The 25,324-nt window shown below is 72.6% G+C and carries 19 protein-coding genes and 1 pseudogene; 6 read left to right on the plus strand and 14 right to left on the minus strand.

Annotated elements, in window-relative coordinates:
• Positions 1–129: 129 nt before the first annotated feature.
• From ABD844_RS48395 to ABD844_RS48405, 3 genes are all read right to left on the minus strand, one after another.
• Positions 130–399 (minus strand): WGxxGxxG family protein, encoded by a 270-nt coding sequence (locus tag ABD844_RS48395; protein ID WP_344895348.1) that lies wholly within the window; start codon positions 397–399, stop codon positions 130–132.
• A 132-nt stretch (positions 400–531) separates the two neighbouring features.
• Complete coding sequence (locus tag ABD844_RS48400) at positions 532–1,515, minus strand: lysophospholipid acyltransferase family protein (RefSeq protein ID WP_344895351.1); 984 nt, start codon at positions 1,513–1,515, stop codon at positions 532–534.
• The gene (locus tag ABD844_RS48405; protein ID WP_344895354.1) at positions 1,512–2,243 is read right to left on the minus strand and encodes a GNAT family N-acetyltransferase; all 732 of its coding nucleotides are present in this window, start codon (positions 2,241–2,243) and stop codon (positions 1,512–1,514) included. Before ABD844_RS48405 ends, ABD844_RS48400 begins: the two co-directional genes overlap by 4 nt.
• Positions 2,244–2,637: 394 nt before the next feature.
• On the opposite strand from ABD844_RS48405, the gene fusA reads away from it, so the two are divergent.
• On the plus strand, positions 2,638–4,647 hold the full coding sequence (fusA, locus tag ABD844_RS48410) for an elongation factor G (RefSeq protein WP_344895357.1): 2,010 nt from the start codon (positions 2,638–2,640) through the stop codon (positions 4,645–4,647).
• Between the two features lie 447 nt (positions 4,648–5,094).
• On the opposite strand, the gene ABD844_RS48415 is transcribed toward fusA, so the two are convergent.
• The 6 genes from ABD844_RS48415 to ABD844_RS48440 all read right to left on the minus strand — a co-directional run bounded on the left by ABD844_RS48415 (position 5,095) and on the right by ABD844_RS48440 (position 13,280).
• Complete coding sequence (locus ABD844_RS48415) at positions 5,095–7,665, minus strand: M14 family zinc carboxypeptidase (protein ID WP_344895360.1); 2,571 nt, start codon at positions 7,663–7,665, stop codon at positions 5,095–5,097.
• Positions 7,665–9,671, minus strand: coding sequence for a M14 family zinc carboxypeptidase (locus ABD844_RS48420; RefSeq protein ID WP_344895363.1), 2,007 nt, complete (start codon positions 9,669–9,671; stop codon positions 7,665–7,667). The genes ABD844_RS48415 and ABD844_RS48420 overlap by 1 nt, the downstream gene beginning before the upstream one ends.
• Positions 9,672–9,756: 85 nt before the next feature.
• Positions 9,757–10,797 carry an alpha/beta fold hydrolase gene (locus tag ABD844_RS48425; RefSeq protein WP_344895366.1) on the minus strand — a complete coding sequence of 347 codons (1,041 nt, stop codon included), beginning with the start codon at positions 10,795–10,797 and terminating at the stop codon, positions 9,757–9,759.
• A 153-nt stretch (positions 10,798–10,950) separates the two neighbouring features.
• Entirely contained in the window at positions 10,951–11,538 is a 588-nt protein-coding gene (locus ABD844_RS48430; RefSeq protein ID WP_344895369.1) for a hypothetical protein, read from the minus strand.
• Between the two features lie 270 nt (positions 11,539–11,808).
• The gene (locus tag ABD844_RS48435) at positions 11,809–12,564 is read right to left on the minus strand and encodes an ABC transporter permease (RefSeq protein ID WP_344895372.1); all 756 of its coding nucleotides are present in this window, start codon (positions 12,562–12,564) and stop codon (positions 11,809–11,811) included.
• A 17-nt stretch (positions 12,565–12,581) separates the two neighbouring features.
• Positions 12,582–13,280, minus strand: coding sequence for an ABC transporter ATP-binding protein (locus ABD844_RS48440; protein WP_344895375.1), 699 nt, complete (start codon positions 13,278–13,280; stop codon positions 12,582–12,584).
• A gap of 238 nt (positions 13,281–13,518) precedes the next feature.
• Between ABD844_RS48440 and ABD844_RS48445 the strand changes: the two genes are divergently transcribed.
• Both ABD844_RS48445 and ABD844_RS48450 read left to right on the plus strand, forming a co-directional pair.
• Positions 13,519–14,751, plus strand: coding sequence for a sensor histidine kinase (locus tag ABD844_RS48445; RefSeq protein WP_344895378.1), 1,233 nt, complete (start codon positions 13,519–13,521; stop codon positions 14,749–14,751).
• A gap of 4 nt (positions 14,752–14,755) precedes the next feature.
• Positions 14,756–15,403, plus strand: coding sequence for a response regulator (locus ABD844_RS48450; RefSeq protein ID WP_344895381.1), 648 nt, complete (start codon positions 14,756–14,758; stop codon positions 15,401–15,403).
• A gap of 209 nt (positions 15,404–15,612) precedes the next feature.
• On the opposite strand, the gene ABD844_RS48455 is transcribed toward ABD844_RS48450, so the two are convergent.
• From ABD844_RS48455 to ABD844_RS48465, 3 genes and pseudogenes are all read right to left on the minus strand, one after another.
• Complete coding sequence (locus ABD844_RS48455) at positions 15,613–16,380, minus strand: class I SAM-dependent methyltransferase (RefSeq protein ID WP_344895384.1); 768 nt, start codon at positions 16,378–16,380, stop codon at positions 15,613–15,615.
• A 272-nt stretch (positions 16,381–16,652) separates the two neighbouring features.
• Positions 16,653–17,555: pseudogene (locus ABD844_RS48460) on the minus strand (RNA polymerase sigma factor); the annotation flags it as partial.
• A 418-nt stretch (positions 17,556–17,973) separates the two neighbouring features.
• Positions 17,974–18,945 carry a winged helix DNA-binding domain-containing protein gene (locus ABD844_RS48465; protein WP_344895387.1) on the minus strand — a complete coding sequence of 324 codons (972 nt, stop codon included), beginning with the start codon at positions 18,943–18,945 and terminating at the stop codon, positions 17,974–17,976.
• An 81-nt stretch (positions 18,946–19,026) separates the two neighbouring features.
• Here ABD844_RS48465 and ABD844_RS48470 point away from each other — a divergent pair, with 81 nt between their 5' ends.
• The 3 genes from ABD844_RS48470 to ABD844_RS48480 all read left to right on the plus strand — a co-directional run bounded on the left by ABD844_RS48470 (position 19,027) and on the right by ABD844_RS48480 (position 22,949).
• Complete coding sequence (locus ABD844_RS48470; RefSeq protein WP_344895390.1) at positions 19,027–20,205, plus strand: cysteine desulfurase-like protein; 1,179 nt, start codon at positions 19,027–19,029, stop codon at positions 20,203–20,205.
• Between the two features lie 70 nt (positions 20,206–20,275).
• Positions 20,276–21,940 carry an acetolactate synthase large subunit gene (locus ABD844_RS48475; protein ID WP_344895392.1) on the plus strand — a complete coding sequence of 555 codons (1,665 nt, stop codon included), beginning with the start codon at positions 20,276–20,278 and terminating at the stop codon, positions 21,938–21,940.
• Between the two features lie 37 nt (positions 21,941–21,977).
• Entirely contained in the window at positions 21,978–22,949 is a 972-nt protein-coding gene (locus ABD844_RS48480; RefSeq protein WP_344895395.1) for a tyrosine-type recombinase/integrase, read from the plus strand.
• 25 nt (positions 22,950–22,974) lie between these two features.
• Here ABD844_RS48480 and ABD844_RS48485 read toward each other — a convergent pair whose 3' ends face one another.
• Entirely contained in the window at positions 22,975–24,597 is a 1,623-nt protein-coding gene (locus ABD844_RS48485) for a SulP family inorganic anion transporter (protein WP_425568784.1), read from the minus strand.
• 236 nt (positions 24,598–24,833) lie between these two features.
• Positions 24,834–25,324 (minus strand): helix-turn-helix transcriptional regulator (locus ABD844_RS48490; protein WP_344895401.1); only part of this gene is annotated, 491 nt, incomplete at its 5' end.

Raw genomic sequence — 25,324 nt, forward strand, 5'->3', positions numbered from 1 at the left:
CCTGGTTTGCGCCACTGTGTGACACGGCTGACCTTGCGGCAGCCGTGTCACCTTTGTGGACGTCACCCCGGCTGAGGGCCGGGGCTTGTGGACGTCACCCCGGCCGCTGACCGGGGGGCCGACCCTCTGTTACGGGCGGCTGCGGTGCTGCATGTGCTCCGCGGTGCCCACGTGGTTGCGCTGCTTGCGCATCCCCGCGAAGCCCAGCAGGCCCAGCAGGCCCAGCAGGCCCCAGAGGCCGGCGTTGCCGCCGCCATCGTGCCTGGTCTCGTTCTGCTGCGGCGCGGGTGTCACCTGGCTCTGCGCGACCGGCGCGACCGGCGTGTCCGCCGTCGCGGTGGCGGCCGGGACGAGCGTCAAGAAGAACGCCAGGCCCAGCCCGGTGAGGGTCTTGCGCATTGGGTTCCCCCGATCTGGCGGTCTCGACAACCGCGGAGACCGCCAATCACGCCTTCTGCGAGGAAGGCTCTCGATAGCGGGGCGATCTCCATATCCCCTGCTGACTACGCCCCTACCATCGTCACGGCGGCATCAAACGCCTACTCCCCGCGACGGGAGGCGGTGATGACCCGGCACCCCCTGCCGTACACGGCTTTCCGCCATCTTCGCCAATTCGGCCCGGGCCCACGGTCCGGGCGGCGCGGGGGCATCGCGGACGGCATGGTCGAGAGGTGCCCGCAGTGTCACCTCGACGACCAGGTCACGGGTGGCTGTCACGCGGAGCACGGAGGCGAGCAGGGTGTCCTCGCCCACGAAGCAGGCCCTGGTGGAGGGTTCCGCGCCCTCCAGGTAACGCAACGTGATCGGGCGGACGGCCGCGGCGGCGTCGACCGCCGCCTGGAACACGGCCGGGCGAAACTCGCCCATCCCGCGCCCGCACCACGTGGTGCCCTCGGGGAAGGCCACGACCGAGTCGCCCGCCCTGAGCGCCTGCGCCACGGCGGCCACGGTGGACGGCAGCTCCATGAGCCGCTCCCGGTCGATGAACAGGGCTCCCGCGCCCGACACCAGCGTACGGACGACCGGCCAGGCGGCGATCTCCTGTTTGGCGAGCGGCCTGGCGGGCAGGGTGGCGGCCACGACCAGGGGGTCCAGCCAGGAGACGTGGTTGGCCACGACCAGGCTGCCCACCGCCGGGGCCGCCCCGCCGGGAGCGGCGGCATCCCCGAGGGCGGCGTCCCCGAGGGCGGCGTCCGGCGGTCCGACGACCTCCAGCCGCAGGCCGAGCGCGCGCAGCAGCACCCGCGCCCACATCCTCGTGAACGCCGCCTGCCTGCGGCGGCTGGCGAACGTACGCGACAGCAGGGCCGCGGGCACGCCCGCCAGCACGATCACGACGGCCGCGAGGATCCTGGCGCCGCGCACGACGCGACCCACTGCGGCGGCCGAATCCTGGACGCACTCCTCAGGAGTGCAGGGACCCACCGGGCGCCAGGGGTTGACGGGTACGACGGCCGCGGGAGCCGGCACCGGGCCCGCCCAGGGGAGGTCGGCGGGCGGGAGCACCGCGCTCACAGGGGCTCACCGAGGGGTGGCTCGCCCAGGAAGAACCGCAGGTAGCGGGAGTTGATGTTGGCCATCGACAGCAGCATGAAGAAGTCGGCCGTGCCGAAGTCCCGGTCGTGCGCCGGGGCCCCGCACACCCACGAACCCAGCCGCAGGTAGCCGCGCAGCAGCGCGGGCGGCACGAACCGGTCGGGCCGCGGCGAGCCGTCCGGGCGCCACGGCGTGTGCGGCGTCACCCGGTACTCCTCGGGCCCGAGCGCGACCTGGTCCACCACGGTCGCGGCCAGCGCGCCCCGGTCGTCGAGCGGCACCGAGCAGCAGCCGGCCAGCCACCGGTGCCCGCCGGAGATCATGTACCTGGCGATCCCCGCCCACATTAGGGCGACCACGGCGCCGTCGCGGTGGTCGGGGTGCACGCAGGTGCGACCGGCCTCGACCAGGCCCTTCCTGATCGGCGCCAGCCTGGACAGGTCGAACTCGGAGTCGGAGTAGAGCTGCTCGGTGCGTCCCGGGGGCAGCAGCCGGTAGGTGCCGACGACCTCGTCGCCGTCGCGTACGAGAAGGTGGTCGCAGTAGGCGTCGAACCGGTCCGCGTCGAGACCGGAGACCGGGCTGTCGAGCCGCGCCCCCATCTCCTCGGCGAAGACCGTGTAACGCAGCCGCTGGGCGGCCTGCACATCGGCGGCGCTGGTGGCCATGCCGACCGAGTAGCGACCGGTGTCAACAGAGATTGTCATGGGCGCGCGTCCTTCCCTGAAAGCCCCTCGCGCCAATGTCGACATGCCGAAATGACGTGCGAGCCTCCCATCGGGGGCAGCCAGGCGTCCGCATGGTGACGTTCAGGAAAGTCCTGCGCGCGGAAAATCATTTCCCTCGTGACCAGGCAGATCACTACACTCGCGGCGAACGCCATCACGTGACGAGGGAAGGGGGCCGGCCGTGCGCCACAGCACCGCTGCCGTCGTCTCCCCGTCGCGTCACGAGGTGATCCTGGTGTCTTCGCGGCCCCGGTGCCGGCTGCGCGGCCGGCTCTGGCTGCTGCCCTGACGAAGACGCCCCTCTCCGGGGTCAGGTTCGCCGGGGGAATCGCGCCGTCATGTCAGGCGAACGTCCCCGAAAGGTTCCCGAGCCATGCGCGCTCGCGTCTCCAACCCGCTGACCACCGTACGTAACCTCGGCATCCTCGCCCACGTGGACGCAGGGAAGACCACCGTCACCGAACGCGTCCTCTACGTGACCGGCGCCACCTACAAGCGCGGCGAGGTGCACGACGGCACCACCGTCACCGACTTCGACGCCCAGGAGCGCGAGCGCGGCATCACCATCTTCGCCGCCACCGCGAGCTGCGACTGGGACGGGCACCGGATCAACCTGATCGACACCCCCGGGCACGTCGACTTCTCCGACGAGGTCGAGCGTTCGCTGCGGGTGCTCGACGGCGCGATCGCGGTGTTCGACGGCGTCGCCGGGGTCGAGCCGCAGAGCGAGTCGGTGTGGCGCCGCGCCGACCGGCACGGGGTGCCGCGCGTGGCGTTCGTCAACAAGCTGGACCGGGCGGGCGCCGACCTCGACGCCGCGGTCGAGTCGATCCGCCGGCGGCTGCACCCCGCGCCGCTGGCGGTGCAGATGCCGATCGGCCGCGAGGGCGGCTTCGCCGGTGTGGTCGACCTGCTGGGCATGCGCGCCCTGACGTGGGACGGCGGCGTCCCGCAGGCGGGCCCGGTGCCGGACGGCCTGCTGGCGGAGGCGCGGCGGCGGCGCCGGCTGCTGGAGGAGGCGGTGGCCGAGCTGCATCCCGGCGCGCTGGAGGAGTTCTGCGCGCGGCCGTCGCTCTCCGAGGAGACGCTGGTCGCGGCGCTGCGCGACCTGACCAGGACCGGGGAGGGCGTCGTGGTGCTGTGCGGCTCCGCGTACCGGGATCGCGGGATCGAGCCGCTCCTCGACGCGGTCGTGCGGTACCTGCCGTCACCGCTGGACGTGCCCGCCGTGCGCGGGCACGACGGCGAGACCCGGCCCGCCGACCCGGCCGCGCCGCTGGCCGCGCTGGTGTTCAAGGTCGGCGCGACGCCGACCGGGCGGCTGACGTACCTGCGGGTCTACTCGGGCACGATGCGGAAGGGGGACACGGTGCTGGACGCGGGCACGGGCCGGACCGAGCGGATCGCCAGGATCCTGCGCGTGCAGGCCGACCGCCACAGCGAGACCGAACGCGCGGTGGCCGGCGACATCGTGGCCGTGGCCGGGCCCAAGGCCGTCCGCGCGGGCGCGACCCTGTGCGCGGCGGGCGCGCCGCTGCTGCTGGAGCCGCCGGGCGTGACCGAGCCGGTGGTGTCGGTGGCGGTCGAGCCGCGCGGAAGCGGCGACGGCGACCGGCTGGCCGCGCGGCTGGCGCGGCTGACCGAGGAGGACCCGTCGCTGGCCGTGCGGACCGACGCCGAGACCGGGCAGATCGTGCTGTCCGGGATGGGCGAGCTGCACCTGGAGGTGGCCGCGGAGAAGCTGCGCCTCGAACACCGCCTGGAGGTGAACGTCGGCCGGCCGCGGGTGGCCTTCAGGGAGACGGTCACGCGTGGCGTGTGGGGGCTGCTGTACCGGCACGTCAAGCAGGACGGCGGCCCCGGGCAGTTCGCCCACGTGGTGATCGACGTCGAGCCGCTGGACGAGGGCTTCGCCTTCGCCTCGACGGTGACGGGCGCCCGGGTGCCGCGCGAGTACGTGCGCGCGGTCGAGGCCGGCTGCCGGGACGCGCTGTCCGGCGGCCCGCTCGGCGGCCACCCGGTCACCGGCCTGCGGGTCACGCTGACCGACGGGGCCACGCACGAGCGGGACTCCTCCGAGGCGGCCTTCCGCGCGGCGGGGCGGTTCGCGCTGCGCGAGGCGCTGCGCTCGTGCGCGATGGTGGTGCTGGAGCCGGTGGTCGAGGTGACGGTGACCGTCCCGGACGACCTGGCCGGCGGCGTGCTGGGCGATCTGTCGGCGCGGCGCGGGCGGGTCACCGGCTCGCAGGCGCGCGCCGGCGCGGTGGTGATCACCGCGGTGGTGCCGCTGGCCGAGGTGTTCGGGTACGCGACCCGGCTGCGCAGCCGTACGCAGGGGCGGGGCACGTTCACCGCCCGGCCCGCCGGCTACGCCCCGGCCTGACGGACGACCCCGCCCCCGATGCTCACCGGGGGCGGGGTGCCGGGAGAGCACGTCCCGTACGGCCGCCAGGCCGATGCCGGAGCGGCGCGCGCCGCGTACGACGAAGAAGCTGTTCAGCACGCGCGCCGGGCCGGACAGCGCGCGCACGAACGCGAAGCCCACGGGCCGGTCGCCGCTGGTGAACAGGTAGGGGGCCCAGTCGGCGTGCTCGAAGGCCGAGCGCAGCCGGTCGCTGCGGTAGGTGGCGTCGGGGGCGGGCAGCCCGCCCTGGAAGTCCGCCATGTCGTGGCGGAACATCAGCCACAGGCGCTCGGCGAGGGGGCGGTCGGCGGCGCTCATGGGGCGCACGGCCGGGTGTGGAGTGGTCATGAAACGACCTTCCGGCCGGAGGCAACCTCCGACCGGAAGGGTGACACTAACAGGTTCTGGCCATGGGGCGGTAGTCGGTCAAGGGCTGGTGACCGTCGCCCCGGTTTCCGCGGCCGACCAGTAGAGGGCCTTGGCCACCTGCCCGAACAGGCCCTTGGGGTGGTTGCGGAACATCGGCTCGGTGCCGAAGAGCACGACGGCCGCGCCGCGCTCGTCCCGGCCGCTGACCACGGCGGCCTGGCCTCTGGCCGCGTCCTGGCCGCCCGCGCCGGACCGGTCGGCCCGCCAGTGGCCGGCGACCAGCGGCCCCTCGGCCGCGTACGACTGCTCGACCGTGACCTCGGGCCCGAGCCCGGTGAACCACAGCGGCGAGTACACGAACGAGTGGTCCGGCGACCCGCTGCCGACCGGGCCGTCCTCCGCGACGGTGCGGACCACGCCGTTGGCGTCGTCGCGGCCCGCCACCGTGGTCGCGGTGAGCAGCCCCGCGGCGGTGTTGAAGGCGGCGCCCGTCTCGCCGCGGGTGATCACGCCGCCGGTGGCGAGGAAGGCGTCGAGCGCCGTCCTGGCCGCCGGGTTGAGCGCGGCGTGGTTGAGTCCGCTGGAGACGAACAGGACGTCCGTGCCGCTCCAGTCGTAACCCGCGTTGAGCACGGCGGTGGAGACCGGGGTGACGGAGAAGCCCAGCTCGCGCAGCGTGAACAGCTCGTCGGCGGACGCCGCCGCGGCGACGCGCACCGGTCCGAGCGGGGTGCCGGTGGCGGTGGTCGAGGTGAAGGCGACGCCGTACCGGTCGGCGACGGTCGTGGCCGCCTGCCGGGCCGTGGCGGGCACGACCGCCGTGCCGCCGCTGCCCCAGGTCACCGCGACGCCCTGGGCGAGCAGGTCGTTGACCGCCCTGATCTCTTTGGCGTCGGTGACCGCGAGCGCGAGCGGGCCCTGTCCGCGCGGTACGGACCCGGTCGGGGCGGCGGCCTTGACCGGGGTGGTGTTCGCGCGCAGCGACTCGACCGGCTCGACGGTGGCGCCCCAGAGCAGGGCGTGGCTCCAGCCGGAGATGTCGTACATGGCGTCGACCCGTGGGGAGATGTCCTCCCCCGGCTCCAGCAGGACGTTGGCCAGCCCGCGCTTGGGCTGGCGCATGTCCACCACGTACGACCCGGCCGGGTACGTCGTGCCGCCCGACCGGAACGCCGACCTGGCCCGCTCGACCCGCACGTCGTTGGCGATCAGGTGGTCCACCAGCCGCGCGGCGGCCGTGCCCGAGCGCTGCGCGGACCCGGCGGGGATGACGTACGCGCGCGGGAAGGTGGTGGTGTAGACGTCCTCGGGCCCGAAGCCGGGCACGATGCCCAGCGGGACGGCCTTGGCCGGCTCACCGGCCGTGGCGCGCCGGAACACCTCGATCTGGTCGGCGATCAGCCGGTCGTGCCCGGCCAGGACGAAGCCGTAGGTGGCGCGGATCGCGGCGGCGGCCACGTCGGTGTTGACGGCCGAGCGGCGGCGCAGCTCCTCGACCGTCTCCTCCTCGTACGCGGAGCCGTTGACGTCCAGCGGGATCTCCACGGTGTGCGCGGCCACGGCGCCGTGGAAGGGCGCGTACTGCGGGGTGAAGATGGGCGGCCAGTCGTCCCAGCCCTCCTCGGAGTCGCGGAACGGGATCTGCACGGGCTCCACGCCGTCCTTGTCCGGGGTGTAGCCGAGGGCGTTGACGGCGGCCTCCATGCCGAGGCCGTTGGCGTAGGTGTTGGTGATGAACAGGTCGTACTCGTAGTTGCCGCCGTGCGGCGGGGTGGTCGGCTCGATGAGCGTGCCGTTGACGTAGCCGTGCAGGTCGAGCATGGCGACGGGCTGGGTGTCGATCAGCACCTGGCGCATGGCGCGGACCTCGGGCTGCGAGGCGGTGACGAAGTCGCGGTTGAGGTCGAACCCGGCGCCGTTCTGGCGCCGGTTGCCGACGCGGCCGTCGGGGTTGGCCGTGACGTTGAAGTACAGGCGGGTGCGCTTGAGCAGGTCGGCCACGGCCGGGTCGGTGCTGGTGGCGAGCTGCTCGATGGTACGCAGCGCCGCGTCGGTGCCCTCCCACTCGTTGCCGTGGATGTTGGCGTTGACGAAGACCGGCGCCTTGTACTGCCTGGCCAAGCCGCGGTCCCGCGCGGCGGCGGCCGGGTCGTCCTCGATCCGCTCGCGCAGCCGGGCCTGCTCGCGCGCCTGGGCGGCGCTCTCCGGCGCGGTGACGGTGACGAGGTAGAGGTCGCGGCCCTGGGCGGAGCTGCCGATGATCTCCGCGCTCACCCGGTCGCTGCGCCGCTGCAGGTCGTTGAGCTTGGGCGCGATCCCGTGGTACGGCACCAGCCCGAGCTTGATCGAGGCGTCGGCCGGGTTCTCCGCGGGCACCGGCAGCCGCGTCTGACGGGGGTAGCCCCGGTCGCGGGAGTGCCCGTACGGCTGCTCCCCGCCCTGGACGGCGCGCAGCGCGGCGGCCTCCTCGGGCAGCCCGGCGGCGACCTCGTTGCGTTCGGGGCCGTTGCCGAAGTCGCGCACGGCGGAGGACGGCGTCCCGGCGGGCTCGGCGGACGCAGGGACCGCCATGAGCACCGCCGCCGGGAGCAGGGCGGCGAGCAGCAGGCGGGTGGTGGATGGACGCATCACGGCTCCCGGTAGTCGGCGGCGATCCCGATCAGGGAGATCACACCCGAGGCGAACTCCATGGCCTCGGCGTGGCCCTCGCTGAACGGCGGCTGGAATCCCACGCCCTCCCAGGTCCTGGTCTGCGGGTTCCACAGGTCGGCGCCGACCTCGAAGTCCCACCCGTAGATGCCGTAGTCGTACCACAGCTCGTCGGCGGAGTTCCCGGCGGCCGAGTACAGCACGTCCGTCACTGGGCCGGTCTGCTGCGGCCAGATGACGGTGCCGCGCTCGGCGGCGATGGCCTGCTCGATCGTCCGGGCCGACCGCAGGAAGTACGCCTCCTCCTTCGCCGTGGGCCTGGGCAGGCTGACGCGGCCGTCGAGCTTGTACGCCCCGGGCGGCCACATGAAGTAGCCGCCGAAGCTGTGCACGTTCATGGCGAAGCGGATGTTGCGGTACTGCTGGGCCAGCCAGATGACGTTGCGGCTCTCGGGCTCGGAGTGCTCGGCCGGTCCGGCGTACGAGCCGCTCTGGCAGTTGGCCGAGGCGCCGAAGTAGCCGTCGGTCAGGGAGCCGGCGGCGTAGTTGCGGTTGACGTCCACGCCCCACTGGTTGCGCAGCGCCGGGTCGGACTGCTGGGCCGGGCAGTGGTTGGTCATGTTCTTCCGCTGGGCGTTGAAGTCGTAGAAGCTGTAGTTCGCGCCGTCGGGGTTGACGGTCGGCACGATGAAGATGTCCGTGCGCTCCAGCAGCCGGCGGGTCTCCTTGTCGCGGGCGTAGTTGCGCAGCAGCCGCTCGGCCGTCTCGATGGTGACCAGCGGCGTCACCCACTCCCTGGCGTGCTCCTGGGAGTAGGCCAGCACGCCGGTGCGCGAGCCGTCGCGGTGCACGCCGATGCGCAGGGCCAGTACCTGGGCGGGGGCGCGGGAGACGTCGGCGGGGGCGTTGAGGAAGTCGTCGAGCTGGGTGAGCGGCGCGGGCGCCATGACCCCCGCCCCCGGGTCGGTGCGGTAGAGGGCCGCCTTGACGGGCAGGCCGGGCGTGCCGTTGATCGCGGCGACGACCTGGGCGGCGGTGCTGACCGGGGCGCCGGACTCGCCGGTGGCCAGGCTGACGGTGATCTGCTTGCCGTTCAGGGTGACCCGCAGGGGGCTGCCGGGAGTGCCGGGGGCGACCAGCTCGACGCCCAGGTCGTTGCCGCCCTCCGAGCCGTACGCGGTCGAGGTGACCACGACGGCGGCCCCTGGCGGGGTCCCGATGAGCGCCTGGGCGTGTCGCCGGTAGCCGTTCGTCTTGTACGGCAGCTCGACCACCTCGGTGAGGCGGGGGAACTGCCGGTGCAGGGCCTTGACCCGCTCGTTGAGCTGGGCCGGCGTCATGTACTGGGTGACGAAGTCCTTCTGGTAGCCGGACCCGGTCCTGTCGGGACGCTCGCCGTCCGGCCACTCCTTCACCCGCGCCTCGGCCTTGCCGCCGCCCGCCGAGGTGACGGTGATCCACTGCGGCTGGTCGTCGGCCGGGACCGGGGTGCTGAACTGGTGGCCCAGGTACGCCCCCGCGTCCACGTACGCCACCATTTCGGCCTGCCCGCTCGTGCCCCGCTTGCCCTTCCAGGAGACGGTGAGCGTGGCGGCCTGGGCGGCGCTGCTGGACGCCTCGACCGACAGGAAGTAGCCGTCGCGGGACTCGTACCAGACGGCCCGCTCGACGACGATCTGGTCCTTCTGCGCCTGCTCCGGGGCCGCCTTGGCGGTGGCCCACGCCGGGGTGCCTGGAGCCTCGGCGGCGCCGAGCGCGCGCAGTTCGGCGAGCTGCGTCGGCGTGACCACCGCGTCGATCTGGACGCTGCCGTCCGCCTGGGGACGTACCCGCTCGGTGAGGTCGGCGCCGGAGGCCACCAGGCGTTCCATGGTGGCGCGGTCCGGCACGGAGAGCGTGACCAGTGAGACCGGTTCGGGATCCGTCGGCCCGGCGACGGCGGGGACGGCCGGTAGCGCCCCTGTCAGCCCGGTCGCGACGATCAATAAGACAACTGCGGACGCCCGTAAACCACGCATGTGGCCCCTTTCGGATCATTCCATATGGGCCTTATTGAAAGCCGACAATCGTCTAACCGGCAAGACCCAGGAACTTCACGACTTCACTCACGAAACGTGCGCGGCTGCGTTCGAGGTGCGCGTAGTGGGTGGTCTCCGTCAGCTCCACGCTCCTGACCTCGCGGGCGTGCACGAGGTGGGCGCGCAGCCGGGTGACGTCGTCGGGGCGGCTCCAGAAGTCGCTCTCGCTGCGCAGGATGAGCGTGCGCGCGGTGATCAGGCTCGCGTCCCAGAGCTGGCGGCCGGTGGCCAGGTAGAAGCTGTCCTCCATGGCGCCGGACGGGGCGCGGAAGCTCGGCGGGGTACGGTCGCCGCTGGTGGAGTCGGAGGCGAGCGCGGCCTTCACGTACGCGTCCGCGACCGCCGGGTCGCGCCAGACCGTCTTGTCCTCGCCGGGGATGCCCGCGTCCCACGACGGCAGCAGGCTCGCGGCGGTGTTGTAGCGGTAGGCGCCGTAACGGGCGGCGTTGAAGCGGCCGGGATGCTCGGGGTCCTCCAGGTCACCGCCGCGGCCCAGGGTGGGGTGGCCGTCGCCGGGGCCGTACAGGGTGTTGTAGAGCACGAGGTGGCTGACGCGGCCGGGGTTGGCGGCGGCGTACTGGCCCAGCCAGTGGCCGCCGGTCGCCCAGCCGAGCAGGGCCACCTGACCGCCGGGGGCGATCCGGTCCACGACGGCGGCCACGTCGCGGACGACCTCGTCGGAGCGGACGGCGGGCCGGCCGTCCTGGGGCGGGCGGTTCATCGCGGGGGGCCGGGTGGAGGCGCCGTACCCTCTGGCGTCCATCACGTACACGCGGTGACCGGCCCGCGCCAGGTCCTCGGCCAGGGAGCCGCCGGGCACCGGCAGGTCGAAGCTGGCCGTTCCGGGGACTCGGGCGCCGTGCAGCAGCAGCACCGGACGGCCGCGCCCGGCCATGCTGACCTCGCGTACCGCGATCCGGACGCCCGGGTCGCTCGTGACGTGGAAGTCCGAACGTTTCACCCGGTCGCGCGGCTCGGCCGTCAGGGAGACGGCGGTGACCAGGGTGACGACGGCGTGCAGGAACAGGCGCATGGAAATCCCAGGAAGGTGCGGGAACGTGAACGCCTTCGATCCTGCCGCCACCGGCCCCGGGAGCCGCGATTACCCGACCAATCACCCTCCATTGATATGCGGAGGATATGAAGGGAAGGAGGCCGGTCCGTCACGCGGCGGGGAGGTCCCGCCTCACTCGGCGGGGCGCTTGACCGACACCGGCTGGGCCTCGACGGTGTGGTCCTTCTGGGCCCAGGCACCCGTGGAGTAGGCCACCGGGAGGCCCTTCGCGCCGGTCCCGTCGCCCCACTTGGTGACGACGTACTCGATCTTGATGTGGCCGTTGCCGCCGACGCCGTCCACGCTCAGGGTCTCGGAGTTGAACGTGCCGCCGGTCAGCTCGGCGAAGGTCTTGGCGTCCAGGTCCAGCATCACACCACGGTTGGAGGGAGTGCCGGGCCCGCGGTCACCCACGAAGAACGGCAGCTTCTTGCCCTGGTAGATGACGTAGCCCTCGGTCATGAGCGGCCAGCTCGGGCTGGCGACCAGGCCCTTCTGCATCGGCTTGCCCGCGGCCGGCAGACCGGTGTCACCGGCGCGGCCGGAGGAGTCGTCCCAGAAGTAGGACGCCAGGGTCGTGCCCTTCAGCACGACCTGCTGCTGGGGGGTGGCGGTGCTGGTGCTTGCGGCCGTGGCGGCGTGCGCCGAGGCCGACCCGACGGTGAGGGTCGTGGCGGCCGACACGGCAAGCAGGGCGAGGGAACGCAGGCGAGCAGACACGAGGAATTCAGGTCCTTTGTTAGGGGACGGGAACTTTGCGCTCGCGGGACGGACGTAGCCGGGCCTCACGCCGCACGGAACTACAGTGGAGCGCACTCCGGATCCCTGAACCGGGAACCGGGTCCGGCAGGCACCGCCTTCCCTGGGTGTTTCCCTAGGTAAGGTACGGGTCACCCGCCGGGTAACGATCCCCACGTTAAGCCCCTAAACCGGACAAACGCAAACCTATCCCCATGAATCCGGCAAAGATCTACGTTGCCGGTAAAGCCATCAGCGCACCTCCCTCCGCAGCACGCGCAGAACCCCCGCCCCCATGGGGATCACGACCCAGACCAGCACCGACGTGGCCAGCCTGGCGAGGTCGCCGCCGGTCATGCGGCCGTCGATGAGCGCGTTGGTGGTGGTGTTCAGGTCGAACCACTCCGTCAGGAACTCCCCCGCGCCGCCGAGCTGCCCCACGAAACCCCACGCCATGGGATTGACCAGGGAGATCACGATCGCCGCCGGCGCGTTCAGCAGCAGCATCCCCATGGCCAGGCCCTGGGCGGTCAGGATGACCATCGTCGCGATCCACCCCAGCACCGCCCCCGGCTCCAGCCGCCACGTGGCCTCCACACCGTGCACGGCCGCGGCGACGGCGGTCACCGGCACCGCCACCAGCAGCGCCAGCAGGCAGGCCACCACGGCCGCGGCCAGCACGGGCACGCACTTGGCCACCAGAACCCGCCCCCGCCGGGGTTCCAGTGCGAACGTGGTCAGCGCGGTGCGATGGCTCCACTCACCGGTGACCGTGAGGATGCCCAGGACGGGCAGCAGCACACCGAGCGCGATCGCGGCCGTCCCGGCCAGGGTGAACAGGTTGGCCGGGCCGGTGGCGATGCCGCGACCGGCGACGAGCGCCAGCGCCAGGAGGATCAGGGTGCCCGTCATGATCACGCTGGTGCGGGTGTCCAGCATCTTGCGCGTCTCGACCCGCACCAACCTCCCGAAGGGGATGCGCCGGGCGATCCGGGTGTCTGTCGTCATTTCAGCCTCCGAACGGCTCAGATCGGCGAGGTGAGGTCGAGGAACGTCTGCTCCAGGCTGCGGCCCCGGCCGAGTTCGGCGAGGGTGCCCTCGGCCAGCACCCGGCCGCCGCCGATCAGCACGATGCGGTCGGCCACCTGCTCCACCTCGTACAGCAGGTGCGAGCTGAGCAGCACCGCGCACCCCGAGTCGGCCAGGCCGCGCAACAGCCCGCGCATCCACTGGATCCCCTGGGGGTCGAGGCCGTTGGCCGGCTCGTCGAGGATGAGCACCCGGGGGCGGCCGAGCAGCGCGTGGCCGATGCCGAGGCGCTGCCGCATGCCGAGCGAGTAGCCCCTGACGGCCCGCCCGGCCTCCCGGCCGGCCAGCCCCACCGACTCCAGCACCTCGTCCACGCGCGATCGGGGCAGGCCGAGCATCATGGCGCCCAGGACCAGCACCTCGCGCCCGGTGCGGCCCGGGTGCTGGGCGCCCGCGTCGAGCAGCGTGCCGACGTCGAAGCCGGGACGCTCCAGCTCCGCGTACGGCCGCCCCAGCACGGTGGCCGAGCCCGACGTGGGACGGGACAGCCCGGCCAGGATGCGCATGGCCGTGGACTTACCTGCGCCGTTCGGCCCGAGAAACCCGGTGACGGTGCCCGGGTGGACGGTGAAGGACACGTCGTCCAGCGCCTTCACCTCGTTGTACGCCTTGCTGACGCGGTGGAATTCGATCACGGGCCCAGTCCACAGGAAACGCGCCCCCGGCCTCATCGGACCTGGGTCGAGAGTTCCCGTCGGCAGGGCGGCAACGGCGGCGGCCGTTGCCGCCCACCGTCCAGGGGCGGATGGCCCACGGACCCGGCGGCGCCGGGCTCCAGGGAGACCAGGGGCGACGAGAGGCGCGACCACGGTCGGCAGCGACGTGGACCTGGGTCGCTAAAGCCCGGCCCGGACCGTGTCTAGGCTGGAGGCCGTGCCCGACCACCCCGCCGCGCCCCGAGGCGATCGCCCGCCGCTCGCCCCACGGCTCTCGTCCTCCGGCGGGCGGCCGTCCGACGACACGCTGGGGACCGTGCTGCTCTACCTGTTCGCCGCCCTCCCCCTCGGCTTCCACGTCCTGCTGCTGGTCGCCCTCGACTCGCGGGCGCCGGCGGTCGACCCGATGCTGTTCCTCGACATGGGGATCGGCGCGGCGGGCCTGCTGCTGCTGCCGTTGCGGCGCAGGTGGCCGTGGCAGACGGCGCTGGTCACGGCCGCCTCCACCGCCTTCTCGCTCTCCGTCGTCGGCCCGGCGGTGGTGGCGTTCGCCTCGCTGACCACGCATCGGCGCCGGTGGCAGATCGTCACCGTGGCGGTGGTCTTCTGGAGCTGCTTCGTCGTCTCCACCCGGTGGAAGGACGATTTCCCGCTGACCCCCTTGACCGCCCTGTACGGCCTGGTCGGAGCCACGATGCTGGGCGGGCTGACCGTCTTCGGCCTCTACCTGCGCGGGCGGCGCGAGCTGCTGGCCGCGCGCCGGACGGCAGAGGCGGCGGCGCAGGAGCAGCGGGTGGAGCAGGCCAAGCTGGCCGAACGCCTCAAGATCGCCCAGGAGATGCACGACGTCCTGGCGCACCGGATCTCCCTGCTGGCCATGCTGGCGGGCGGCCTGGCCTATCGCCGGGATCTCGGCCCCGAGCAGACGCGTGAGGCCGCCCTGGCGATCCAGGAGAACGCCCACCAGTCGCTCAACGAGCTGCGCGCCGTGCTCGGCACCCTGCGCGACTCCCGCGACGCGCCGGACGGCGATGGCGGGGCGGCGAGCGGCCTGGAGTCGCCGCAGCCGACGCTGGCCCACCTGGGGGCCCTGTTCGCGGAGGTACGCGCCGCCGGTCAGCGGGTCGAGGTGGACGACACCGTCGAGGCCAGGGAGTCGCTGCCGACGCAGACGGGGCGGCACGCGTACCGGATCGTCCAGGAGGCGCTCACCAACGCGCGCAAGCACGCGCCGGGCCGTCCCGTGCGGGCGGAGATCGGCGGACGGCCGGGCGACGGGCTGCGCATCCGGGTTAGCAACGCGATCGCGCCGGGGGCGGCGGCCGGGCCAGGGGGACGGCTGGGGCTCGTGGGGCTGGCCGAGCGGACGCGGATGGCCGGCGGCACGATCACCCATGACGTACGTGACGGGCGTTTCGTCCTCGACGCCCTGCTCCGGTGGGAGGCTTGACCCCGTGATCAGAGTGGTGATCGTGGACGACGACCCGATGGTGCGCACGGGGCTGCGCCTCATCCTCGGCGGGGAGCCCGACCTCGACCTGGTGGGCGAGGCGGGCGACGGCAGGCAGGCCATGGACGTGATCCGCGACCTGCGTCCCGACGTGGTGCTGATGGACATCCGGATGCCCGAGCAGGACGGGCTGACCACCACCGAGCTGATGCTGAGCCGTCAGAGGCCGCCGCGCATCCTGGTCCTGACCACGTTCGACGCCGACGACCTGGTGCTGCGGGCGCTCCAGCTCGGCGCCAACGGGTTCCTGCTGAAGGACACGCCGCCGCCGAAGATGATCGAGGCGGTGCGGGCGGTGGCCAGGGGCGAGCCGGTGCTGTCGCCGAGCGTCGCGCAGCAGGTGATCGCCGCCGCCACCGGCCGCTACGAGCCGCGCCGCCCGGAGGCGGCCCGCGAGCTGGCCACGCTCACCGACCGCGAGCGCGAGGTCGCGATCGAGGTGGCCAGGGGAAGCTCGAACGCCGAGATCGCCAGAGACCTCTCGGTGAGCGTGGCCACCGTGAAGGCGAACATCACCCGCATCTTCGCCAAACTCGGCACCGACAACCGCGTCCACGTGGCCATGAAGGTCCGCGACGCCGGCCTCCTCTGACACCCGGCGCCGACCGGCTCCGCCCGTCCCCGGTCCGCTGAGTGGACCGAACCTTGCCCGGCCGTTCCCCGCGCGAGCAACATGACTCCATAGCGAGTCACCCCACCCGTTCGTATCACCGGGCCGGTTGGCTCCCCCAGGCTCGCCGGAGCCAGATGTGACTTACTGGTAACCGTGAGTAACGTCCTGGATGGGCGAAGAGGGGGAGGTCAGGCGGATGCGCACTTGGTGAGGCGGAGCTTCGACTGCTTGTGCGGCAGCCGTTCCCAGTCGTCCATGAACGCGGCGTCGAAGCCGTACCTGTCGGCCAGGGCGACGAGCGTCTCGGTGCGGTAGTAGAAGTCCTCCCGCAGCACCTGGTGCTCCTTGCCCTCGGTCCTGTCGAAGGTGAAGTCGAACCAGGCGCCCGGCTTCATCACCCTGCCCACGTGCGCGAAGCACTCCTCGATCACGTCCAGCGGGGAGTGCGAGAAGACGCTGTGCGCGTGCACGACGTCGAAGTGCGCGTCGGGCAGGAACCCGAGCCGCAGGTCGCGTACGGGAGTGAGGTACGGCACCTTGTCGGCGAGCCCGTACGTGACGATCGTGTCCTGGGCGGCCACGAGGATGTCGGGCGAGATGTCGATGCCGTAGTAGTTGCCGGTGTGCAGGTAGCCGATGAACAGGTGGCCCGCCCGCAGGTTGCCGCACCCGATCTCCAGCATCCGGCACTCCGGCTTGAGACCGTGCTCGACGAGGTAGTCGAACTGCATGCGGCCCAGCGCCAGCCACCGCCTGTGGGTGTGCGACCCGACGGCGCCCTCGGGGTCGCGGGCGGTGTCGGACCTCATGACGGCCCGGTAGTAGGCGACGTGGTCCCGCGTGTGCAGCCTGAACCACATGTCGCGGACCAGCCGCCGCAGGTGGGGGAGGATCTTCCGCGGGTTCTTGACCGCGTACGTCAGTTGGTGGACGAGGCTGGAACGGGAGCGTTTCACCCCTGGGAATCTAGGTCAGCGGCACCGGACTCCATGGGCTGTGGCGACAGTCTTGGCTCACCGTTGGGCCAGCCTTTCTGCCACGGCTCCCGGCCTCCCCGGCGCCTGGCCGGGATGTCGGGGTTTCGCCGTGGCGCGCCCGTGAGGCGTCTCCCTTGGTCACTTCGCCCGGTCCGCCGTCGTGCTTCCGGCGGAGGTCCCATCGGGACGGAGGCAGGCCCGAGTCTCGTGGCGGTCGGCCCGTGACGAAGTGGCGGGTGCGCCGAGCGGGGTCAGCTCAGGTAGTCGCGCAGGGCCAGGGAGCGGGAGGGGTGGCGGAGCTTGGACATCGTCTTGGCCTCGATCTGGCGGATGCGCTCTCTGGTGACGCCGTAGACGCGGCCGATCTCGTCGAGGGTCATCGGCTTGCCGTCCTGAAGGCCGTAGCGCATGGTGATCACCCCGGCCTCGCGCTCGGAGAGCTGGTCGAGCAGGGCGTGCAGTTGCTGCTGGAGCAGGGTGAAGGAGACGGCCTCGGCCGGGGAGACGGCCTCGGCGTCCTCGATGAGGTCGCCGAACTCGCTGTCGCCCTCCTGGCCCAGCGGCAGGTGCAGGGAGATGGGCTCGCGACCGTAGCCCTGGACTTCGATGACGCGGTCGACCTCGAGCTCGCACTCCTTGGCGATCTCTTCGGGGGTGGCCTCGCGGCCCAGGTCGCTCTGCAGGCGGCGCTGGGTGCGCGCGACCTTGTTGATCAGCTCCACCATGTGCACCGGGATGCGGATCGTACGGGCCTGGTCGGCCATGGCCCGGGTGATGGCCTGCTTGATCCACCAGGTGGCGTAGGTGGAGAACTTGTAGCCGAGCCGGTAGTCGAACTTCTCGATCGTCCGGATCAGGCCGAGGTTGCCCTCCTGGATCAGGTCGAGGAAGAGCATGCCGCGCCCGGTGTAGCGCTTGGCGATGGAGACGACCAGCCGCAGGTTGGCCTCCAGCATGCGGCGCTTGGCGCGGGCGCCGTCGTCGGCGATCCATTCGAGGTCGGCGCGTAGATCGTCGGGCAGGTCGGGCTCGGTGTCGAGCCGCTCTCTGGCGAACAGCCCGGCCTCGATGCGCTTGGCCAGCTCGATCTCCTGCTCGGCGGTCAGCAGGGGCACGCGGCCGATCGCCTTGAGATAGGTCTTGACCGAGTCGGCGGCGACGGCCGTGCCGCCGTCGGCGCCGTCGCCGGCGGCACCGTCGGCCACGGTGTCGTCCAGTTCGAGAACCTCTGCTGCTTGGGACAAAACTCTCTCCTCGCTGGCTTTGGGCTTGGACGGCGACCTGGGTAGGTCACGCCTGACTTCAGGAAGGCTCCAGATGAGAGCCGACCCGAAATAAGGTCAGACCTAAAAATGCGCGGAAGAGTGCGGCTGCGACCATCGGCACCTTGGGATGTCGGCGAACAGAAGAAGCGAAAGGCCGGGAAGGGCCCCTCTCACCACGGTACCCAACGGTTGCGAGCGCATGACCACACCAGAAGAGCCGGGCACCGTCCTCAAGCTCCCACATGCCACCGACAGTTCCGTCAGGACGACCGCGCCCACGCACACCGCCTGGCGCGGCCCCACGATCTCAGGGCACGATCTCAAGGGACAGCGACGTGGCGTCGGGCTCGGCGAAGGCCAGCAGTCGCGTGCCCTCCTCCTCCAGCGGCTTCAGGTCGACCGGCCCGAAGGGGCTGAGCAGCAGCCTGGCCCGCCTGCCCGACCGCTTGATCTGCCAGGTGCCGGCGGCGAACCCGTCCACCAGGTAGACGGCCCGCACCCGCAGGTTCTTGGTGGCCACCAGGCCCTTGTGCTCGTCGGCCAGCACCCGGGTACGGTCGGCGTGGCCGAGGACGAGGGTGTCGAAGTCGGGCAGGAAGCGTACGGGCGCGGGCGCGTCTCCGCCCGGCCTGGGCGCGCCCGGCAGGTCGAACAGCTCCCTGCCGGTGAAGTCGGTGACCCGCTCCAGATCCATGCCCGTCATGACCTTCCGCAGCCCGCGCAGCCCCGACCAGGTCTGCACGTCGGCGGGGCTGGCGGGGCCGAAGGCGGCCAGGTACCGCTCGACGAGCGCGGGCAGGCCGGCGGGCCGCGGCTCGATGCCGGGCAGCCCGAACGCCGGGTCGCGGGGATAGCTCCACCGGTCCTGCGTCGGCTCGACGACCAGCGGGGTGAGCATGCGTGCCACGTAGCCGAGCGTGCGGTCGTACCCGTCGGGGAACTCCGCCAGCAGTCTGGGCCGCAGCTCGTTGAAGGTCATGGGCCCGGCCGCGAGCAGCCGGTCGGCGGCGGCCCCGACGGCCGCGAAGTCGACGCCGTCGAAGCGGCGCGCGGCGGCGGCCAGCACGGGCTCCACCGCCGGGCGGAAGGCGGCGAAGTCGGCGGCCGTCACCAGGTGCAGGGTGGCCCGCCACAGGGTGGCGCGCACGAGCGTGCGCGCGTGCAGCGCGGCGTGCAGGTGATCGCGCTCGAACCCCGCCAGCCGCGCCCACACCCCGAGGTACGGTGGCCGCGGCTCCTGGGCCTGCAGCCCCGCGAGCCGGTGCACGACGTCGCCCACGTCCCCCTCATGACGGGACAAAAGGTACTGACGGGCCAGAGTCGCACGGTTGAGGTCTCGCAAGGTGAGCATCTACATATCATGCCTTTCCCCATCAAAGAGGTACGTGCTACGTACCCAGCTCTTGCCGACGGCCACGCCTACCTCGACGGCGCCGCCGGCACGCAGCTCCCCCGGCCCGTGATCGACGCCATCGCCACCGCCTACCGGACGGGGATCGGCAACGTGGGCGGCGCCTTCCCCGCGAGCCACCGCTCCGACGCCATCGTGGCCGCCTGCCGCGCCGCCGTGGCGGACCTGGTCGGCGGCCACCCGGACGGCGTGATCCTCGGGCCCAACATGACCACGCTCACCTACCGCCTGGCCGGCGCGATCGCGGGGCCCGGCGACGAGGTGGTGGTCTCCCGGCTGGACCACGACGCCAACGTCCGCCCGTGGACCCAGACCGGCGCCGCCGTACGTTGGGCCGAGGTGGACCCGGTCACCGGCGAGCTGCCGGTCGAGCAGTACGCGAGCCTGATCAACGAGCGCACCCGGGTGGTCGCGGTCACGGCGGCCAGCAACGTGCTCGGCACCCGTCCGGACGTGCCCGCCATCGCCGAGCTGGCGCACCGGGCGGGGGCGCTCGTGTTCGTGGACGGCGTGCACGCCACCCCGCACGGCCCCGTGGACATGCGCGCGCTGGGCGCCGATCTCTACGCCACCAGCGCCTACAAGTGGTCGGGCCCGCACATCGGCGCGGTGGTCGCGGACCCGGCGCTGCTGGAGACGATCAGGCCGGACAAGCTGGCCTCCTCACCCGACACGGTGCCGCACCGGTTCGAGACCGGCACGGCGGCCTTCGCGGACCTCGAAGGGGTGACCGCCGCCGTCGACCACCTGGCCGCCATGGTGCCGGGCTCGGGCAGCCGCCGCGAACGCCTGCTGACCTCGATGGCCGCCGCCGAGGAGCACGAGCTGGCGCTGTTCGCGGAGCTGATCGCCGGGCTGGAGACGATGCCGCACGTCATGCTGTACGGCAAGCCCGCCAGGCGCACCGCCACCGCCTACTTCAACGTGTCCGGCCACAGCCCGCGCCAGGCCGCCGAGCACCTGGCCAAGCTCGGGGTGAACGTCTGGAACGGCCACAACTACGCCTGGGAGCTGACCGGCGTGCTCGGCATCCGCGACTCGGGCGGCGCGGTGCGGGCCGGCCTGGTCCACTACAACGACCGCTCGGACGTGGACCGCCTCCTGGACGGGGTGGCGCGCCTGGGATGATCCGCCGGAATGAACCGGCGTCCCCCGGTGCTGTCAGGGACGAAGTCGTTCATGAGAGAAGGCGTTTCGCATGTCAGCGCAGGCCCCGCGGAGCACCGCGGCCCGGCTCATCGTGCAGGCTCTGGAGGCCGAGGGCGTCGAATACGTCTTCGGCATCCCGGGCGAGGAGAACATCCACTTCGTCGACGCGCTCAGAGACTCCTCCATCCGCTACGTCCTGGTCCGGCACGAGCAGGGCGCGGCGTTCATGGCCGAGATCTACGGCAGGCTGACCGGCAGGGCGGGCGTGGCCTCGGCCACGCTCGGCCCCGGCGCGATCAACCTGCAGCTCGGCGTGGCCGACGCCACCACCAACAGCACGCCGGTGGTGGCGATCACGGCGCAGGTGGGGCTCGACCGCATCTACAAGGAGTCGCACCAGGTGGTCGACCTGGTGTCGCTGTTCAGGCCGATCACCAAGTGGTCGGAGCTGGCGCCCACGGCCGAGGCCCTGCCCGAGCTGATCCGCAAGGCATTCAAGACGGCCCAGACCGAGCGGCCGGGCGCCGTCTACCTGGCCATCCCCGAGGACGTCGAGTCCGCGCCGCTGCCCGACGGCCTGCGGCCGCTGCCGGTCAACGTCCCGCGCCCGCAGGACCCCTCCCCCTCCCAGATCGCCCGCGCCGCCGACGTGCTGGCCACCGCCCGCAGGCCGATCGTGCTGGCCGGGCACGGCGCCACCCGGGCGGGGGCCTCGCACGCGCTGGTGCGCTTCTCCGAGCGGCTCGGCCTGCCGGTGGCGACCACGTTCAACGGCAAGGGCGTCTTCCCCGACGACCACCGGCACGCGCTGGGCGCGGTGGGCTTCATGCGCCACGACTACGTGAACTTCGGCTTCGACGAGGCCGACGTGCTGATCAGCGTCGGCTACGAGCTGCAGGAGTTCGACCCGGCCAAGATCAACCCGATGCGCGACAAGAAGATCATCCACATTCACGGCTTCCCGGCCGAGGTGGACGACCACTACCCGGTGGCGGTCGGCGTGCAGGGCGACATCTCCCGCTCGCTGCACGCGCTCGGCGACGCGGTGCACCGGCGGTTCGAGATCAACGGCACCGGCGAGCGGATCCGCCGCATGGTGCGGGAGGAGCTGGAGCAGGGGCGTTCTGAGAGCGGGTTCCCGCTGTCGCCGCGCCGCGTGGTGGCCGACGTGCGCGCGGCCATGGGGCGCGAGGACATCGTGCTGGCCGACACGGGCGCGGTGAAGATGTGGATGGCCCGCATGTACCCGACGTACGAGCCGAACACGATGCTGGTCTCCAACGGGCTGTCGGCCATGGGGTTCGCGGTGCCGGGGGCGCTGGCGGCCAAGCTGGCGCACCCGCGGCGGCGGGTGCTGGCGGCGACCGGCGACGGGGCGTTCCTGATGAACTCGCAGGAGCTGGAGACGGCCGTGCGGGAGCGGATCCCGTTCGTGGTGCTGGTGTGGGTCGACGGCGCGTACGGGCTGATCGAGTGGAAGATGGACCTGGAGCTGGGGCGCAGCTCCGACGTGGCCTTCGGCAACCCCGACTTCGTCAAGTACGCCGAGAGCTTCGGAGCCCGCGGCTACCGGGTGACCAGCGCCGCCGAGCTGCTGCCGACGTTGCGCAAGGCGCTGGCCGACGACGTGGTGTCGGTGGTCGCGGTGCCCGTCGACTACTCGGCCAACCTGGAGCTGACCGGCAAGCTGGGCGAACTCACCGGGCCGTTCTGAGCGGCGCGGCCCGCCCGGGGCTTCTAGGATCATCCGGGTGAGCCTGCCCGCCGTACCCGCGCCGGAGGCGCCGCCGGTCGAGCCGGCGCGCGACCCGTACCACGTCTATCTCGACTCGCTCACGAGCGCGGAGTCGCGGCGCACCATGCGCGGCTGCCTCGACCGGCTGGCCCGCCTGCTCACCGGCGACGAGAGCGCGACCGGTGCGGGCCAGCCGTGGCACCTGCTGCGTTACGAGCACACCGTGCGCATCCGTACGCTGCTCACCGACCAGGGCTGGTCGGCCGCGTACGTCAACAAGCACCTGGTGGCGCTGCGCCGGGTGCTGAAGGAGGCGTGGCGGCTGGGCCAGACCAGCGCGGAAGACCTCGCCCGCGCCTCCGACCTCGCCCCGGTGCGCCAGAGCCGCCTGCCGTCCGGGCACCACGTGCCGCCCGAGGTGGTGGGGGCGGCGCTGGCGGCCTGCGACGACTCGGCGTCCGGGGTGCGCGACGCGGCGCTGATCGCCGTGCTCTACTCGACCGGCTGCCGCCGCGCCGAGCTGGGCGGCCTGGCGGTGGCCGACTACGACCCGGGGTCGCGCTCGCTGCGGGTGCGCGGCAAGCGCGACAAGGAGCGCCTGGTGTACCTGACGACGGACGCGATCGGGCTGGTCGAGCGCTGGCTGGCGGTACGCGGCGCCGAGCCGGGCGCGCTGTTCAGCCCGATCAGCAGGGCGGGGCGGCTGCGGACGCGCGACGGGCGGCCGGTGGGGCTGACGGGGCAGGGCATCTCCGACATCCTGTCGCGCCGGTTCGGCGAGGCGGGGGCGTCGCGGCGCACGGCGCACGACTTCCGGCGTACGTTCATCGGCGAGCTGCTGGACGCCGGGGTCGACCTGGTCACGGCGCAGGCCCTGGTGGGGCACTCCTCACCGGCCACCACGGCCCGCTACGACCGCCGCCCGGAACGCACCCGCCGCGAGGCCGTCGACCGCCTCCGCCTGCCCGAGCCGCGCCCGCTGGCCTGAGCTTCTGTCGGCGAGTGGCACACGCTCAGCCCGCCAGCCGGGGGAGGACGCCCGTGGTGTGCAGGCGTTCGCGGGCGGCCTCGATGGCGGCGTCGGTCGTCGCGAACACCCGGCCCGCGTCGTCCAGCCGGGCGATCACGCCGAGCGCCTCCAGCGGCTGGTGCTGGCCGTCGGGGATGCCCGACACGTACACCGTGATGCCCCGCCTTTCGAGCCGTTCGATGGCGTCGCCCAGCACCAGCGCGCCGCTGGCGTCGATGGTGGTCACCCGGCGCATGCGCAGCACCACCACCGAGACGTCGGTCACCTCCGACACCTCCATGAGGAACCGGTGGGCGGCGGCGAAGAACAGCGGCCCGTCCAGCCGGTAGGTGACGACGTGCTCGGCGAGCAGCGCGTGCTCCTCCTCGGTGTGCTGCGGCTGCAGGTCGTGCCGGAGCGGCTCCTGGTCGAAGCGTACGTTGCGGGCGATCGCGCGCAGCGCCAGCGCCCCGGCCACCACGAGCCCGAAGATGACGGCCAGCACGGTGTCGAGCATCAGCGTGGCCACGCCGGTCGCCACGAGCACCACGGCGTCGCTGCGGGTGGAGCGGAACATGGCCCGCAGCGTGTCGCGCTCGACCATCCGCACGGAGGTGGCCAGCAGCACCCCGGCGAGGGCGGCGAGGGGAATGCGGGCCACGAGCCCGGCGGCCAGGTAGACGATCGCGCCCAGGATGAGGGCGTGGGAGAGCGCGGCCAGGCGGGAGCGGGCGCCGGAGCGGACGTTGACGGCGGTGCGTACGATGGCGCCGGTGCCGGGCATGCCGCCGAACAGCGGGGTGACGAGATTGGCGATGCCCTGGCCGAACAGCTCCCGGTCGGGGTCGTGCCGGTGCCGGCCGGTCATGTTGTCGGCGACGGAGGCCGACAGCAGCGACTCCAGCGCCGCCAGAGCGGCCACCGCGACGGCCGGGGCGAGCAGCGACGGCAGCAGTTGGAGGTCGAGGAAGGCCAGCGACGGCACGGGCAGCCCCTGGGGCAGGTGCCCGATCCTGGCCAGGGGCAGCGCGGCCAGCTCGGCCACGACGGTGACGACGACCACGGCCAGCAGCGAGAACGGCACCGTCGGCCGCACGCTCGCGCCCGCCAGCAGCACCGCGGCCACGACCAGGGCGGTGCACATGGCCAGCCAGTGGGGCCTGGCCAGGAAGTCGATGACGGCGTGCCAGGCCACGACGGGAACCTTGTCGCTGCCGTGCGGGGTGACGCCGAGCGCGTGCGGCATCTGCTGCAGGCCGATCACGCACGCGATGCCCACGGTGAAGCCGGTGACCACGGGGGCGGGGACGAGGGCCATGAACCGGCCGGCGCGGACCAGGCCGAGCCCGACGAGCATCAGCCCGGCCATCAGGCCGACGGTCAGCACTCCCGTGGCGCCGTGGGTGCTCATGATCGGCATGAGCACGACCGTCATCGCCCCGCTGGTGCCGGACACCTGCAGCGCCGACCCGCCGAACAACGCGGCCAGCGACCCGGCTACCACGGCCGTGGCCAGGCCGGAGGCGGCGCCCATGCCGGAGGAGATGCCGAAGCCGAGCGCCAGCGGCAGCGCCACGATCGCCACCGTGAGCCCGGCCATCAGGTCATGGCGGGGGTGGCGGCACATGGCGGCCAGCGCGGCGCGTTCGGGCAGCACGGCGCGTACGCGGCCCCACCCTGCGGCGATCACGGCCGTCACGCCGTGTCACCGTGCGGATCGTTCCTGTGACCGTACATGCACGTCAAAGGTCCGTTCACCATCACTCCCTCGGTGTAAAGACAGCCCCGCATTGTCCCAAATTGCATAAATTTGCAATTCATGAAGAGGGTGTCAGGGTATCAATTACACCCTCTCCGACCTGCTTAAACTCCGGCGGTTCGGCGATATTCGCCGGGAGTGCAGCCGTGCCACTGCTTAAAGGCAAGGTGAAATCCGACAGTCGACCGGTATCCGACCCGGCGGGCGACGGCACTCTGCGGGAGCGCGGTCCCGGCGAGGAGCCTGGCGGCCTCCTGCATGCGGCGCGCGGTCAGGTGCCGCATCGGCGCCTCGCCGACCAGCTCGCGGAAGGCCGCCGCGAAGGCCGAGCGCGACATCCCGGCCTCGGCGGCCAGGCTCTCCACCGTCCATGGCTCGGCGAACCTCGTCTGTACGGCCAGCAGCGCCGCCCCCACGGCCGGGTGCCGCAGGGCGCGCAGGACGGGCTCGCCGTCGGCCAGGTTCGTCAGCGCGGCACGCAGGGCCAGCACGAAGACCAGCTCGAACGCCCGCAGCGCGACGATCTCCGTCCCCGGCCCGCGTTCGCCCCATCCGGCGGCCGTCGCGCCCCCGTCCGCGCCCCCGTCCGCGCGCC

Origin of the sequence: Nonomuraea antimicrobica, from assembly GCF_039536965.1 — a bacterium.
GTDB classification, from domain to species: domain Bacteria; phylum Actinomycetota; class Actinomycetes; order Streptosporangiales; family Streptosporangiaceae; genus Nonomuraea; species Nonomuraea antimicrobica.